Below are 14,520 nucleotides of genomic sequence, written 5' to 3' on the forward strand. Positions count from 1 at the left end.
CCCCACCCCGCCCCGCCCCTAGGCGTTGATCAAGGAGTTTGTGTCGCCGTAGGGGCCTGATCCGGACGCAAAGTCCTTGATCACCGCCCGGTCCGCGGGTGGCGGGCGTGAGTGGCGGGGGGCGGGGGGTCAGTCGGCGGGGGGTGGGGCGCCTACGTGGCCGCCGAGCACGGCGGCTACCCGGGCGCGCAGGGCGGGCAGGCGGTCCGGGTGGTCGCGCAGCACCACCCGCAACGTCTCGTGCCCACCGGCGGCGGCCGCGCCCAGCACGTCCAGCAGCGTGCCGAGCTGGGCGGGCGGCTCGTCCGCGAGCAGGTCCGCCGCGTCGGTCACGACCACTGTCAGCGGACCGGCGTCGAGGCGGTCGGCGAGCGCGTCGGCGAGGGCGTCCCAGTTGCGGCCGTACCAGCCGGGCAGCTCCAGCGCCCCGGCCAGCGTCTCGTGCAGCGTGGCCCGGGTCCGGGCCTGCGCGCCGGAAATCAGCACGCCGCCCGGGAGCGCCCCGCCACCCGACCAGGGGTCACCGCCCGAGCCTGACACGGTCGCGCCGCCCTCCGGCTCGGGCGGCGTGCCGCCGTACACGAGCCAGGCCGGCGGTTGCGCGGACGCTGCGCCCATGGTCCGTCCTTTCCCGACGGCGCCGACCGGGCACAGCGGGCCCGGCCGGCGTCGAGGCTGCTCAGAGCCGGTAGAAGTTGGCGTAGTGGTCGGGTGAGAACCAGGTCGCCCCGGTGCTCTTGTTGACCACGATCCGGTACGCGTCCCGGGAGGCGTTGCAGGCGCGCGGGTACACGTCGTACTCGTAGTAGGTGGCGCCGGTGGGCAGCTGTCCCTCGTAGTTGTAGAACCGGCCGCCGGCGAAGTTGCACTGGCCGCCGCTCCACGAGTACCAGCCGCGGCTGGTCGGGAAGCTCTTCGCGGACCAGCCGGAACGGGCGGCGCGCGCGTCGGCGCAGCGGGACTGCGTGCAGGAGCCGTAGACGGCTGCCACGGCCGGTTCGGCGAGGCGGGTGGAGACGGTGGACGGTGCGACGAGCGCAGCGGCGGCCACGGCGGTGACCAGGGCGGACGCGGCGAGGGCGCGGCGTACGCGGGTGACGGCGGCGCGGAACGGGGTCAAGGGATCCTCCTTGAACGGGACGACAGCGCATCGATCAGCATTGATGGCCAATCGGTGCTCAGTCTGTCGAGGATCCTGCCCGCCGTACAGTCCCGATCCGGCGACGGCGCCCCGAACCGCGCGTGAACACACGGTGGCGGGTGCGGACGGACGACAGGGGCCGCCCGTCCGCACCCGCCGCGTGTGTCAGTGCGAGAACGCCTGGAACTCGGCGATCCGCACGTTCTGCGCCTGCGGGCTGGCGGTGGCGCAGTCGGTCGCCGCCCGCGGGTCGTCGTCCTGCTCACCGGCGTAGTCCGGCGCGCCCGTGCACTGGTTGGTCAGCACCTCGACGCGCAGGTGCGTGGCCTTGGTACGCGGGATGTCGAACGACCGCATGATCAGCTCCGGCGCCCGGGGACGCGGCGCCACAGCCGGGAACGCGTCCGGCCGGCTCGTGTAGACCGGGCGGAAGTCCGCTGCGTCGGCGCAGGTCACCGGCCCCGTCGCGGTGCACGCCAGGACCCGGAACTGCCGCACCGCGGAGTACCGGCTCTGGGTGCCGGCATCGGCGTCACCGGTGACCGGCGGGCGCAGCATGGCGCTCACCTGCACCCGGCGTACCTGCTGGACGTCACCGGCCAGGTCGACTGTGACCTGCCGGCCGGCGACCGGCGCGCCGAGCGCGGCCCAGTTGGTGGCCTCGTCGTCGTCGGCGATCTGCGACAGGTTGATCCCGTCGCCGGTGACCGCCGCGCCCGCGGTGGCCGAGGCCAGGTTGGGTCGCAACGTCACCGGCAGCGTCCGGTTCTGACCGGCCTTGACCGTCACCGGGCCGATCCGGGTGTGGCCGTAGCCGGGCGCCCGCACCACGAACTCGTACGTGCCGGGCACCAGCTCGACCCGGTCGGTGAGCGGGGTGGCCGCGTCGGTGTCCGCCACCGGCACCGCCCGGGCCTGGTAGCGCCCGACGAACAGCTGCGCGCCGGCCACCGGCCCGCGTTCGCCGACCGGCAGGAACCGCAGCGCGGCCTCCCGCGCGTACGGCGAGGTGAAGCCCGGCGTGGGGTCGGCGTCGGTGTGGCCGACGCTGGCCGCGGTCTCGCCGAGGCCGCGCTTGGCGAACGCGTTCCACAGCAGGTCCTGGTTGGCCCCGCCGAAGCGGATCCGGTCGGCGGCGAGCATCGCGTCCCGGGCGTCGACCATGCTGACCTGGCTGACCGACATGAGCAGGAACGAGTCGAAGACCAGCTGGATCCAGCGTCGGTTACCAGGGCAGGCGGTCACGTCGCGGGCGCCGGTGGCGCACGCCTTCTGCACGGCCGGGGTGCCGCTGCCCCAGCGGCGCATCATGGCCGCCCGGATGTCGGCGTTCGTCGCGCTCCACAACTCGCCGGAGGCGTGCACCTGGAGGCCGACGAAGTCGTAGTCGACCGAGCTGTAGTTGAGCGGGCTGTCGCTCATGTTGTAGTTGCGGATACCCGCGTTCGGGTCCCCGGTGGTGTACTCACCGATGGTGAAGCCGCGCCGGCCGGGCGCGGCGTACCCGTGCTCGAAGAGGTACTCCATGGCGAGCTGGTCGGACCAGCTCTCACTCATGCCCTGCGGCGAGCTGACCCCGGCGCTCGGGCCGGCGATCATGCGGTTGGTGACCGCGTGGCCGTACTCGTGGGCGATCACCGACATGTCGAAGTCGCCGTCGACGCACGGCGCGTAGAACGAGCCCGCCATCGGCTGCCACAGGTACATGTTCGTGGTCGGCGCGACGCCGTCCGGCGGGGTGATCTGGTTGGCGTTGTTACGGGCCGCGAACGCGGGCGGACCGCCGCTGATGCCACCGGCCTGCGCGTTGCCCTGCTCCGGGTCGTTACCGAGCCCGCCGCGGCCGAGGTTGTCCTGCTGCATGTTCCAGGTTTCCTCGGTGAACCCGAGGTGATAGGTCCAGTCGTGCATCCGGTTGTGCATGGCGAACAGGTTCGCCCGCGCCGCGTCGATGTCGTTCGCCTGCGGCGACGTGAACACCTCCGGGTTGCAGCGCTGCTCCTGCCACTGGTTCGTCCACGGGTAGTCGTACCGGCGGTCCGGGCGCGGCGTCGCGGTCTCGGTGCCGACGCTGAACGGGTCGTTGCTGTTCCAGTTCTGCACCGCGATCGCGTTGTTGCCCTTGGTCGTGGTGGTGGACTGGCCGGTGGCCGGGTCCACGTCCCACGCCGGGTGCCCGGGCACGCCCACCACCTCGGCGCAGCCGCGCGCCGGCACGGCGCACCACCGCTTGCGGGTGTCGGCCGAGGACCCGTCGACACGCGGCGAATTGGGGAAGACCTCCCACGAGGGGTGGTCGGCGTCGTGGTCGATCAGGTCCTCGCGGACCAGCACCGTGCCGTCGCGGGCGTCCACGTAGGTGGAGTAGGCGGCCGGGTCCGCGCCGGTGGTGTCCGCGCCGAGGACCACCTCCCACGCCGCGCGCGGCCCACGGTCCGCGGTGGGCACCGCGACCAATGAGGTACGCACGACCTGCGCGTCGGCACGGCCCGCGTCGGCGACGGCGGCCGTACGGGCCTGCTCGGCGCTGATCGTCGCGGGGGCCGGCGTACCGGCGTCACGGGCGAGCGAGGAGCTGACGTGCCACACCGCTCCGTCGCGTACGCCGATCGACAGCATGCCGTCGACGGCGGCCGGCAGGTCACCGAAGCGCTGCCGGAACAGTACGGTGGCGCCCTGCCCCATCGGCGCCACCGTCAGCAGTTCCAGCGCGGCGGCGCCCTCGACGGTCAGGCCCAGCACGTCCCGGTTGGCTGCGACGTACGCGCGCGCGGCGGCGGCCGGGTCGGCGGGCAGCCCGGTGGCCAGGGGCTTGCCGGTCGAGGTGAGCGTCGCGGGCGTACCGAAGTCGGTCCAGCGCACCCGAGCGCCGAGCGCGGCGGCGCGGTCGCGCTGCCGGTCGCTGGCGAGAACGCGGCCCTTGCGGTTGTCAGTGGCCTTGGTGTCGTGCCGGTCGCCCGGCAGGTGGTCGGGTGGCGCCTGGGTACGGGTCTGTTCCCGGGGTGCCGCCTGGCCGCCGCCAGCGGCGGTCAGGACCAGACCGGCTGCCATCAGCAGCGCGGTGGTCCCCGTCAACGCACGGGATGGTGTGCGCACGGTCCCTCCTGTCATCGTCGAACGGCGATGTCCGTTCCGCCATCCGACCAGGACGATCAACGCGCCGACACCAGCCGAACATCCAAAAATGTTGCTGCGTCGATTTCTCGGCGGCCCCCACGGAGCCTCCACCCGAGCACTTCCGAGACTGACGTCTCACCAGACGAGACGCGAATAGATCTTGGTACGAAACGGCCCTCATGGGGGCCCTTTCGTACCAAGATCTCCACGCCGTCAGCAGCTACTGGATCGAGAAGGACGTGGCTCACCCGTGGCCGTCGAGGAAGCCGGCAACGGCCCGGCGGAAGCCGTGCGGGTTCTCGACCCACGGCAGATGACCTGATCCGGGCAGGCTGACCCGCTCGCAGTTCGGCAGCGCCTTCTCCAGCGAGTCGACGCCCCAGCGGGGACGGATGTCCTCGGGTCCGTCGATGATCAGCACGGGCAGGTCGAGTGTCCGGCACCGCGCCGCGATGTCGCAGGTGCGGAGTTCCTGCTTGACCTCGGCGTTGATCGCCCGATTGCAGTCACTGTTGACACCAAGCCACGGCGTGGCCATGTCCTCGGCGTGCCGCACGGCGGCGTCGGGGTCGGCAAAGTCGGCCGACCACTGCAGCACCGCCCGTTCCCGATCCTCGGCCGGGGTGCGGGCGCGAGCGCCCAACTCCTCCCACCGCTTCAGGTGCAGCCCGAGTCGCCGCTTGAGATTGAGTTCGTAGTGCGGATGCCAGCCGCGTTCGGGGTCGATGCCGGTGCCGGAGACGTAGATCAGGTGACTGACCCGCTCCGGGTGCTCGATCGCGTACCGCAGCGCCAGGTGCGCGCCCCACGAGTGGCCCAGCACTGCCGTTCGCGGTCCGGCCAGGTGTTCGCGTACCGCGTCGAGGTCGGCGACGAAGCGGCCGACCGAGTACGGACCACGCCGCTCGGAGCGCCCGCAACCGCGCTGGTCCCACCGGATGACGCGGGCGCGATCGTCGAGCAGCCGGGCGACCGGGTCGAGGTAGTCCCACATGCCCGGGCCGCCGTGACAGAGCACCAGCGGCGACCCGGCGCCGGCCTGGTCGGCCCACAGGCGACAACCGTCTTCGGTACGCACGTCAGCAGTCATCGCCGACAGTATGGCGAGTCGCGCGCCGACCGAGGGGGCATGCTGGGCTGGCGCCGGTTACGGCTCCCTCATCCAGGTCTTCGGGTCGGTCACGAAGATGCCCTTGCCCTGGTGGCGCCGAATAACGCCGAGCGCCTCCAGGCGGACATAGACCATCTGGATGGTCGAGGTACCGACCTTGTAGTCCGCCGCCATCTGGGCGATCGACGGCAGCTTGTCCTCTGGCTTGAGCCGCTTGCTCCGAACAGCAGCGATGATGTCGTCGGAGATGCGGATGTAGTCGGGTGTCGTAGGCATGGCGCTCCTTGCGTGGCACGCCAATTCGATCACGAAACGCCCACGAACGACAACAATCAGTGGTTGACTTAAACGGCTAAGCCGTTAGTGTTGCTATCGGGCCGCTCCTCGCGTGGCAACGAGTTCGGCTCATCCCCGGTCGGGGCGGGTGTGCGTACCCGTCCCGACCCTCCGGACTGCTCCGCCTCCGTACCGCCGATCTGGGCTGCGGGGGCGGAGCGGGCGGGCCGCCCGCGGCCGGCGTGCGGGCGGCCCGCCCTTCCAGACCCACCGCACCGACCCGCCGCGTCTCCGCCTGCCCCGGAAAGGACCGAAGTGACGCAGTATCGATCCGGCCGGATCTACCTGACCGGCCTACCGGCCCGGATGACCCCGCACGAGATACGCACCCACGCCTTCGATCCCCGTCGGCGGGGTGTCGACCCCGATCAGGTACGCGAGTTCCAGGCCCGGGTCGCCGACGAGCTGACCGAGCTGCACCGGCAGGTACGCCTGCTCGCGCAGGAGAACGACAGGCTGAAGCGCGCCCTGCGGGACTGGCAGACCATGCACGCCCGGGAGTGCCGCCCGCCGAACGACGGCCCCTGGTAGCGGTGCGCCCGCAAACCGGTGACCTGCTGCGGGTCGACGGTCGCGCGTCGGTGCAGTTCGGCGGCGACCGGGCGCTCACATTCCGGGTCGTGTCGATCGGCGCCGAGGTGACGCACATGGGCTGGATCTGGCTGACCGGCTACGTGCTCAACCGCCGGGGCACCGCGACCGCGAAGCGGGACATCTTCGTACAGCTCGCGGGGCTGCGCCGAGCCGGCGAGCCGATGCCGCACAGTCAGTCCTGGGTGCCGGCGAACAGCATCCAGGCGTCGATCTCGGTCGGGGCGAGGGGCCGCGCCGGCAGGTAGGACGCCAGATCACGGAAGTCCGCCACGGCGTTGTGCACGCACACCGCGAGCGAGAAGTGCAGCAGTTCCCGCACCGCCTGCGCGTCGGGCGCCGTGACGTCGTCGAGCAGCGGGCTGCGCACGTCGAGCGCGAACACCACGTGGCAGGCGCTCTGGTCGGCCTTCACGACGCAGTAGTAGCGCCCGGCCTCGGCCAGCCGGTTCCTGATGTTCGCCCAGGCCATCGCCCCGGAGATGTCGGGCACGTCGGCGCCGGCCACGCAGGCCATCCGGAAGACCCAGCGGGCCGAGTCCTCCGGTGACACCGCGCCGTAGACCAGCACCAGGCCGCCACGGTGGAACACGGCGAAGCCCTGCACGTCGGGGGTGAGGTGCAGGAAGTCCGGGGTCCAGACCCGGTCGTACTGCCGCTCGGCCAGGGACCGCAGATATGTCACGGCCTGGCCGGCGGCCTGACGAGCGTCTACGCCCATGCGTTTTGGTCCTCCCCCGAAGGATCGCGGAGCCTCACGCTACGAAGCGCTTCGATCACGGATCAAGGTGCGCCGATCGACTCTGGATGGTTGGTCCCGTGAGCGGGACCGAAACCGCTCCGAGTCCCACGGATAGGACTACGGGACGGCTCGTCCGATCGGTCAGCGCCCGCCTCTCGGGCCGGGCGGAAGCGCCGTGCGCGCGGCTGCGCGCGTACACCGGTCGGGGTTGTTAGCGTGGATCGCGGACCGCCACGGCGGTCCGGCCACCCCTCGCCCGACGGCCCGCGCGTCCCGGTGACGCCGCGGGACGCGGTGCTGCGATCCGGCATGGAGGGGGTGCGATGACCGCGGTGCCGGAGGGGCCCGAGCGGGGCGGCGGCCGGCCGAAGCCCGGCGCGCCGGTGGACAGCCGCCGGCGGCGGTGGGCCGGACGGGCGCGGGCGCTGGGCGAGGCGGCGCACGTGCGGACCCGGCGTTTCTGGGACGGCGCGCAGCCGACGCTGCGGCAGCTCTGGTGGACCGAGGAGCCGGTGACGGCGGTGACCACAGTCGACCGCCGCGTCCCGGAGCCGCTCGCGGTGCCGGCGCAGGGCCAGGTGTACGTGTTCCTGGTGCGCGCCACCTACACCTGGTCGTCGGAGACGGCCCGGCCGGAGTTGTTCGGCTGGTACGTGGACTACTTCCAGCAGCAGGCCACGCAACGCCTGAACCGGCTGGCCGTGCGGTGCGCGGCGGAGGTGCCGCCGCACCGTCCGCGCGACCTGCACGCCGCGTTGACCGCCGCGCTCGCCGACGAGGACCCGCCGCCCTGGACGTACGCGCGCGGCGAGGTGACGTTCGCCTGCGAGCCGGACGTCACTGTCCACCTGGACGAGCGGGTGCGCAAGCTGCTCCAGCCGTACTGGGAGCAGCGCATCGCGCTGGAGTGCGAGCGTGACCTGGCCCGGCGTCGCGCCGAGTACGCCGAGGAACGCGACCGGCGTGGACGACCGACGACGGCGCGGGCCGGGAAGGACGGCGAGCCGGCCACCACGGCACCGCCTGCCGACGGGAGCGGACCGGCGGGAGCGGTACGGGACGCGCGAGGGATGCCCGGCGAGGCGGGGCGGGTGCGACGTGGATCGCGGCTGGACGGACCGGTGGAGGCGTTCACCCCGTTGGAGCCGCTGCTCCCCCCGCCCGCGCCGCGCACGGCTCCGGGACAGCGGCCCCGCCCGGGCGAGCCGGAGCCGCCCCAGGTCTGAGCCGGGACGGGCCCCTCGTCTGAGCCGGGGCGGTCAGCCCGGTACGGCGGCGGTGTCGGTGCGGGCCTGGCGGGCGGCCAGGTACGCGGCCAGCCCGGTGCCGTCCTCGGTGGCCAGGAACGCGCCGCGCGCGTTGACCAGCGTCTCGTCGGCGTGGGTGAGGCAGCCCCAGACCGTGTCACCCCACGAGTCGGCGAGCTTGACCTCGGCCGGCTCGGTGCAGGGCTCGCCTCGTGGTCCGCCGATCTGGCAGTGCCCGGGCGTGCCGTCGCGGCGGGCAACTACCTGGGCCGCTCGGCGGACCAGCGCGGGCCGCCCGTCCGGCTCGATTTGCGGTACGGGCACTTCGGGCGCGCGGGTGAACAGGATCGTGTTGCCGTCGGGGTCGGCGGTGCGGCACTCGCCGCCGGGGGTGTGCTCGACCGGGTGCCCGGCGGCGGCGAGGCGTTCGGCGATCGCGGCGACGTCGTCGACGTGGACGTGGAGCGTGGCCGGGACCGGGGTCCCCTCGACGAGCAGCAGTGTCAGGTCGCCGCAGTGCAGGCGCGTCCGGCCGTCCTCGCCGGGCTGCCCGGTGTAGCCGAACAGCGCGTAGAACCGGCCGGCCGCGTCGGCGTCGCCGACGGACAGCACCGGCACCTGAGCCTGCACCCCACCGCGCACCGCGCCACTCTACCCATCGGTGCTCTCTAAATCACGTCTTGCAGATCGGGTTTCTGCCCCGGCGACCCGCCCCCCGGATCAGCAGCCGTTGGTGCTGGTCTGGTTGCGCTTCAGCCCGTCGGACCAGGTGACGCCCTGGACGACGGCCACCACCACGCTGCCGTCGTGGATCTGCTCGTAGTGCAGGTGCGGGCTGAGGTCGTACTTCGCCGAGGTCGCGCCGACCCGGCCGATGACGTCGCCGCGCTTCACGGTGTCACCCTTGGCCACCGCGCGCGAGTTGAGGTGGGCGTACCGGGTACGCCAGCCGTCGCCGTGCCCGATGACGATGGTGTTCCCGTAGCCGGAGGTGGTGGAGTAGTACGACTCCAGCACGGTGCCGGCGGCGCTGGCGACAGTCCGGCGGTTGAGGTCGTCGGGGCTGCCGTTGGCGTCGTAGTGGTTCCAGTCGATGGCGTGGGCCGGGCTGTGCCCGTTCCAGTTGTTGCCCTGCCAGGTCTGGCCGCACAGGAACGGCATCCGGAAGCCCGGCCGGGCGGCCTGCGCGGGCTGCACACCGAGCATCGCGCCCGCGACGACGGCGACAGTGAGCATCGCGGGCACGCGCATCCGGGCGGCGGTGAACGTCAGGGACATCGCCCCTCCTCTTCATCGACAACGATGTAGATCGATGCTAGGGCCGCCGCCCGGTCGGGTAAATAGCTACACACATGAATGTCAGGGCAAAGGTTTTCTACATCTCTTCATCGCCGGCACTGGGCCGGCGGTGGCCGGGCCGGGCGCGCATACGGCAGAATCGCGGGCCATGGAGGCGGCCAGGATCCTCACCGCGCTCGCCGACCTGGCACCGGCCGGTGCCGAGCGGATCTTCGACGTCTCCGGCGCTGGTCGTCCGCTGATCTGGCTGGCCGAGCCCGACCGCGCGCCGCGCGACGCCACACTGGACCGCCTGGCGGCGCTGGACGCGCTGCACCGTGACCAGCGGATCCTGCGCCGGGGCCTGGCCTTCGTCGTCGGCGCGGCCGACCTCGACGGTGGCCGCCGCCGGGTCCGCGTGCCGTTGCTGGCCCAGCCGGTACGCCTGGAGCGCACCAGCCGCAGCTACCGGATCGTGCCCGCCGGAGACCTGGAACTGACCTCGCTCGTCGAGGACCGAGATCTCGCCGGCCGGCTGGAGGCCGCCCCAGGGCTGGCCGGGCCGGGCTGGCTCGGCGCGCCCGGCACCAAGGCGTGGATCACCGCCGCCGCCGAAGCGGCCGGCCTGAAACCGGCGACGGTTCAGGCGCGGCCGCCCCGCCGCATCGACGACGACGGACTGGTCGGCGTCGCCGCCGCGGCGCTGTTCACCACCCGCGACGTGCTGGCCGGCCGGCTACGCGACACACTGCTCGCCTGGGCGGCCCGGCCCGGACTGGCCGACACGGCGCTGAGCCGGCTCTACACCGGCCGGGGCGACTCCACGCCGAGCGGCACCAATGCCCAGGGCGACGACACCAGGCGGGGCGGCGAGAGCGGCCGGCGCGCCGGCCGGGGCCGGCGGGACACCAGCGGCGGGAGCGACGACACCGAGGCCGAGGTGCTGTCGCCCCTGCCGATGAACGCGGCCCAGCGTGAACTGGTGCGGCGGACCCGTACCGAGCCGGTCGTGGTCGTGTCGGGCGCGCCGGGCAACGGCAAGAGCCACGCGCTGGTCGCCGCCGCGCTGGACGCCGTGGACCGGGGTGGGTCGGTGCTCGTGGCCACCCAGTCGGTGCACGCCGCCGACGTGCTCGGTGACCTGCTGCGCCGGCACAGCGGCCCGGCGCCGGTGCTGTTCGGCGACGCCGAGCGCCGCGAGACGATCGCCGCCGACCTGGCCGGCGGTGCGGCCGACGGAACTGACGACGCCACGCTGCGCGACGCCGACGCCGCCGTGGCGGCCGCCCGCGACCGGGTGGCGGCCCTGTCGGAGGGGATCGTCGCCGCCCTCGACGAGGAGCGCCGCGCCGCCACGCTGCCCGACTGGCAGCCGTTGCTGCCCGCGCTGAGCCGGGACGTACCCCGCCTGTTCGACCCGGACGCCGACCTGGACGCGGCCCGGTCCGCGCTGACGGCGGCCACGACGTCCGGTGACGGCTGGTGGCGGCGCTGGCAGCGGGCCCGCGCCGGCAGGCGGCTGCGCCGGCTCAGCGGCGACGACGTACCCGTGGAGCGGCTGCGGACCGCGTTGGACGCGGCGGGCGCGGTACGGGCGGCGGCGCGGCTGGCCGCCACCGGCGGGACTGATCTGGCCGCCGCCTGGCGCGCCCTGACGACGGCGGAAGCCGCGCTCGCGGAGGCCGTCGGAACGGCGATGCGCCACCGGGCGACGAGCGCGCATCGGTGGAGCGACGCGGCGCGGCGCGCCACCGGTGGCCTGGCCGCCGCGCTGCGGGCCGGGCGGAACCGCCGCCGCGAGCTGCTGGCCGGTCTGGACGCCCAGGCGCTGGTACGGGCGCTGCCGCTCTGGGTCGGCACGGTCACCGACGTCGAGGACCTGCTGCCCCCGGTGCCCGGGATGTTCGACCTGGTGGTGCTCGACGAGGCAGCGCACATCGACCAGTTACGGGCGGCGCCGGCGCTGGCCCGGGCGCGGCGTGCGCTGGTGGCCGGCGACCCCCGCCAGTTGCGGTTCGTGTCGTTCGTGGCCGACGTGGACGTGGTCGCCACCCTGCGCCGGCACGGTCTGGACCGGTTCGGCGACCGGCTCGACGTCCGCCGCTCCAGCGCCTTCGACGTGGCGGCCGGCGCCGCCCCGGTCACCTGGCTGGGTGAGCACCACCGGTCCGTGCCGCACCTGATCGGGTTCTCCGCGCGCCGGTTCTACGGCGATCGGCTGGAACTGGTCACCCGGCATCCGCGCAACGAGCGCGCCGACGTCATCGACGTGGTGACCGTGGACGGGGCAAGCGTGGTCGACGGCGTCAACCAGGCCGAGGTCATTGCCGTCCTCGACCTCGTACGGCGGTTCGCCGACGCTCCCCCGGCTGGCGGGATCGCCGTGGTGAGCCCGTTCCGCGCGCAGGCGGACGCGGTGGAGGCGGCGTTGCTGGCCGCGTACGACGTCGACGAGATCGAGCGTCTCGGGCTGCGGTCGGGCACCGTGCACGGGTTGCAGGGCAGCGAGGCGGACGTGGTGATCGCGTCGCTCGGGCTGGTGGACGACGATCCGCCGTCGCGACACCGGTTCGCCGCCGGGCCGAACCTGTTCAACGTGCTGGTCACCCGGGCTCGGAGGCGGCTGACGGTGGTCACCTCGCTGCGTTCACCGGAGGGCCTGGTGGGTGACTTCCTGGCCTACGCGGGCCGGCCGCCTGTCGCACCGGAGGCGGAGCCGGCCACGGGCTGGACCGCCGAGCTGGCGGAGGAGCTGCGCCGGCTCGGGCTGCCGGTGCGGCCGGGCTATCCGGTGGGCCGGTGGCGCGTCGACCTCTGCGTGGGCACGGACTCCGACGCGGTCGGGGTGGTCTGCGCGGTGCACCCGGACGGGGTTGCGGCGCATTTGGAGCGGCAGCGCACGTTGATCCGGGCCGGGTGGCGGCTGCACGAGGCGTTCGCCAGCCGCTGGTCGGACGACCCGATCCGGGCCGCCCTGGACCTGGCCTCCCGCATCGGCGCGGGCGGACCGGGCAGCGGCGGACCAGGCAGCGGCAGCGCATCCGACACCGACGGCGGGTCCGGCGGCAAAGGCGGCGGCGCCGCACGGGCCGGCACTCAGCCGACCAGGGCGGCGTAACGACCGCGCCGGTCCAGCAGCGCGTCGTGGGTACCCGATTCGACGATCCGGCCGTGATCGAGCACGGCGATGCGGTCGGCGTCGCGGACGGTGGAGAGCCGGTGCGCGATGGTCACCACCGTCCGGCCCCGGGCCAGTTCGTCCAGCGCCCGCTGGACCGCGCGCTCGGTCTCGGTGTCCAGCGCGCTCGTCGCCTCGTCGAGCACCAGGATCCGCGGGTCGCGCAGCAGGGTCCGGGCGATCGCCAGGCGCTGCTGCTCGCCGCCGGAGAACCGGTGGCCGCGTGAGCCGACCATGGTGTCGTACCCGTCGGGCAGTGCGGCGATGAGGTCGTGGATGCGGGCGGCGCGGGCGGCGGCCTCGATGTCGGCGTCGGTGGCGTCCGGGCGGGCGTACCGGAGGTTGTCCCGCACGGTGCCGTGCAGCAGGTACGTCTCCTGGCTGACCACGCCCACGACGGCGGCCAGGTCGGCCGGGCGCAGGTCGCGCAGGTCGATCCCGTCGATGGTGATGCGGCCGGCGTCCGGGTCGTGCAGCCGGCTGATCAGCGCGGCGAGCGTGCTCTTGCCGGAGCCGGTCTCCCCCACCAGGGCGAGGCTGGTGCCGGCCGGGACGTCCAGGCTGACGCCCGCGAGGGCGGCGGTGTCGCTGCCCGGGTAGCTGAAGGTGACGTCCTCGACGCGCAGGTGGCCGCGGGCGGTGGCCGGGTCCAGCGGGACCGGGCGGGCCGGCTCGGCGACCTCGACGGGCAGGTCGAGGTATTCGAAGATGCGGGCGAACAGGGCGAGGGACGCGGTGAGCGTGACGCCGACGTTGAGCAGGCCCATCAGCGGCCGGAACAGGTTGCCCTGGAGCGCGGTGAACGCGACGAGCGTGCCGATGGTGAGCGTGCCTGCGGTGCCGGGCAGCCCTGCGCCGAGGTAGATCACCGCCGGGATGGCGGCGAAGACGATGCTCATGGCGGCCATCCGCCAGCGTCCGGCCAGCTCGGAGCGCAGTTCCAGGTCGACCAGGCGGGCCGAGGAGGCGGTGAACCGGTCGACCAGGGCCGGGCCGGTGCCGAGGGTCTTGGCCAGCCGGACGCCGCTGACCGACAGCCCCTCCTCGATGGTCACGGTGAGGTCGGCCAGTTCGCGCTGGCGCTGGGCGGTGATCTCCCGGCGCAACCGGGCGACCCGGCGGGTGAGCCAGAGCGCGGGCGGCAGCACGACGGCCGAGACGAGCGTGAGCCGCCAGCTCAGCGCCAGCATGGCGATGGTGGTGGCGACCACAGTGGTGAGGTTGGCGGCGATCGAGGTGGCGGTGGAGGTGACGACCGCCTGCATGCCGCCGATGTCGTTGGTGATGCGCGACTGCACCTCGCCGGTGCGGGTGCGCACGAAGAAGCCGATCGACTGCCGCTGGAGGTGGGCGAAGACGTCGGCGCGCAGCCGGTGCATGACCTGCTGACCGACGCGGGTGGAGATCCAGGTCTGGGCGACGCCGAGCACGGCGGTGACAGCGGCGACCGCGACCATGCCCGCGACCAGCCAGGCCAGCAGCGTCAGGTCACGCTCGGGCAGGGCCCGGTCGATCACGGCACGCAGCAGGAACGGCGTGGCCATCGCGATGATCGAGGACGCCACGATGATCGCCACCACGGTGGCGAGCGGGCCGCGGTGTGCGGTGAACAGGCCGCCGATGCGGCGCAGGGACACGTCGCGGGCCTGGGCCTTCTCGGCGGGGGAAACGGTGCGGCCGTCACGACGGCCGTCGGGGATGCGATCCAAGAGTGCTCCTCATGCCGGGGGAAAACAGTGCTGAGGTTACCTCAACATGAGGGAACAACAAGAAAGGCTG

The 14,520-nt window shown here is 73.5% G+C and carries 13 protein-coding genes; 4 read left to right on the forward strand and 9 right to left on the reverse strand.

All coding sequences use genetic code 11. From position 1 onward, the window contains the following. Positions 1–129: 129 nt before the first annotated feature. From OC439_RS01420 to OC439_RS01440, 5 genes are all read right to left on the reverse strand, one after another. A complete protein-coding gene (locus tag OC439_RS01420; RefSeq protein WP_262011800.1) occupies positions 130–618 on the reverse strand; it encodes a barstar family protein in 489 nt (162 codons plus the stop codon). Between the two features lie 61 nt (positions 619–679). Continuing rightward, a complete protein-coding gene (locus OC439_RS01425; RefSeq protein ID WP_262011801.1) occupies positions 680–1,120 on the reverse strand; it encodes a ribonuclease domain-containing protein in 441 nt (146 codons plus the stop codon). 186 nt (positions 1,121–1,306) lie between these two features. Beyond that, a complete protein-coding gene (locus OC439_RS01430; protein ID WP_262011802.1) occupies positions 1,307–4,216 on the reverse strand; it encodes a M36 family metallopeptidase in 2,910 nt (969 codons plus the stop codon). A 286-nt stretch (positions 4,217–4,502) separates the two neighbouring features. After that, positions 4,503–5,348: an alpha/beta fold hydrolase gene (locus OC439_RS01435; protein WP_262011803.1), complete on the reverse strand. Its 846-nt coding sequence runs from the start codon at positions 5,346–5,348 to the stop codon at positions 4,503–4,505. Between the two features lie 57 nt (positions 5,349–5,405). After that, positions 5,406–5,645: a winged helix-turn-helix domain-containing protein gene (locus OC439_RS01440; RefSeq protein WP_151014346.1), complete on the reverse strand. Its 240-nt coding sequence runs from the start codon at positions 5,643–5,645 to the stop codon at positions 5,406–5,408. Between the two features lie 315 nt (positions 5,646–5,960). Between OC439_RS01440 and OC439_RS01445 the strand changes: the two genes are divergently transcribed. Both OC439_RS01445 and OC439_RS01450 read left to right on the forward strand, forming a co-directional pair. Continuing rightward, entirely contained in the window at positions 5,961–6,236 is a 276-nt protein-coding gene (locus OC439_RS01445; RefSeq protein WP_262011804.1) for a DivIVA domain-containing protein, read from the forward strand. A 2-nt stretch (positions 6,237–6,238) separates the two neighbouring features. Further along, positions 6,239–6,544, forward strand: a complete 306-nt coding sequence (locus OC439_RS01450; RefSeq protein ID WP_262011805.1) for a hypothetical protein — start codon at positions 6,239–6,241, stop codon at positions 6,542–6,544. Here the strand turns inward: OC439_RS01450 and OC439_RS01455 are convergent. Further along, complete coding sequence (locus OC439_RS01455) at positions 6,472–7,017, reverse strand: hypothetical protein (RefSeq protein ID WP_262011806.1); 546 nt, start codon at positions 7,015–7,017, stop codon at positions 6,472–6,474. The two genes, OC439_RS01450 and OC439_RS01455, sit on opposite strands and share 73 nt — an antisense overlap. A 344-nt stretch (positions 7,018–7,361) precedes the next feature. On the opposite strand from OC439_RS01455, the gene OC439_RS01460 reads away from it, so the two are divergent. Beyond that, positions 7,362–8,264: a hypothetical protein gene (locus OC439_RS01460; RefSeq protein WP_262011807.1), complete on the forward strand. Its 903-nt coding sequence runs from the start codon at positions 7,362–7,364 to the stop codon at positions 8,262–8,264. Positions 8,265–8,297: 33 nt separating this feature from the next. On the opposite strand, the gene OC439_RS01465 is transcribed toward OC439_RS01460, so the two are convergent. Next, entirely contained in the window at positions 8,298–8,927 is a 630-nt protein-coding gene (locus OC439_RS01465; RefSeq protein ID WP_262011808.1) for a VOC family protein, read from the reverse strand. Positions 8,928–9,005: 78 nt separating this feature from the next. Then, entirely contained in the window at positions 9,006–9,563 is a 558-nt protein-coding gene (locus tag OC439_RS01470; RefSeq protein WP_262011809.1) for a M23 family metallopeptidase, read from the reverse strand. A gap of 169 nt (positions 9,564–9,732) precedes the next feature. On the opposite strand from OC439_RS01470, the gene OC439_RS01475 reads away from it, so the two are divergent. Continuing rightward, positions 9,733–12,681, forward strand: a complete 2,949-nt coding sequence (locus tag OC439_RS01475; protein ID WP_262011810.1) for an AAA domain-containing protein — start codon at positions 9,733–9,735, stop codon at positions 12,679–12,681. On the opposite strand, the gene OC439_RS01480 is transcribed toward OC439_RS01475, so the two are convergent. Continuing rightward, a complete protein-coding gene (locus OC439_RS01480) occupies positions 12,660–14,450 on the reverse strand; it encodes an ABC transporter ATP-binding protein (protein WP_315985896.1) in 1,791 nt (596 codons plus the stop codon). The two genes, OC439_RS01475 and OC439_RS01480, sit on opposite strands and share 22 nt — an antisense overlap. Positions 14,451–14,520: the final 70 nt, after the last annotated feature.

It is taken from the genome of Micromonospora sp. Mcm103 (genome assembly GCF_024519755.1).
Lineage (GTDB): Bacteria > Actinomycetota > Actinomycetes > Mycobacteriales > Micromonosporaceae > Micromonospora > Micromonospora aurantiaca.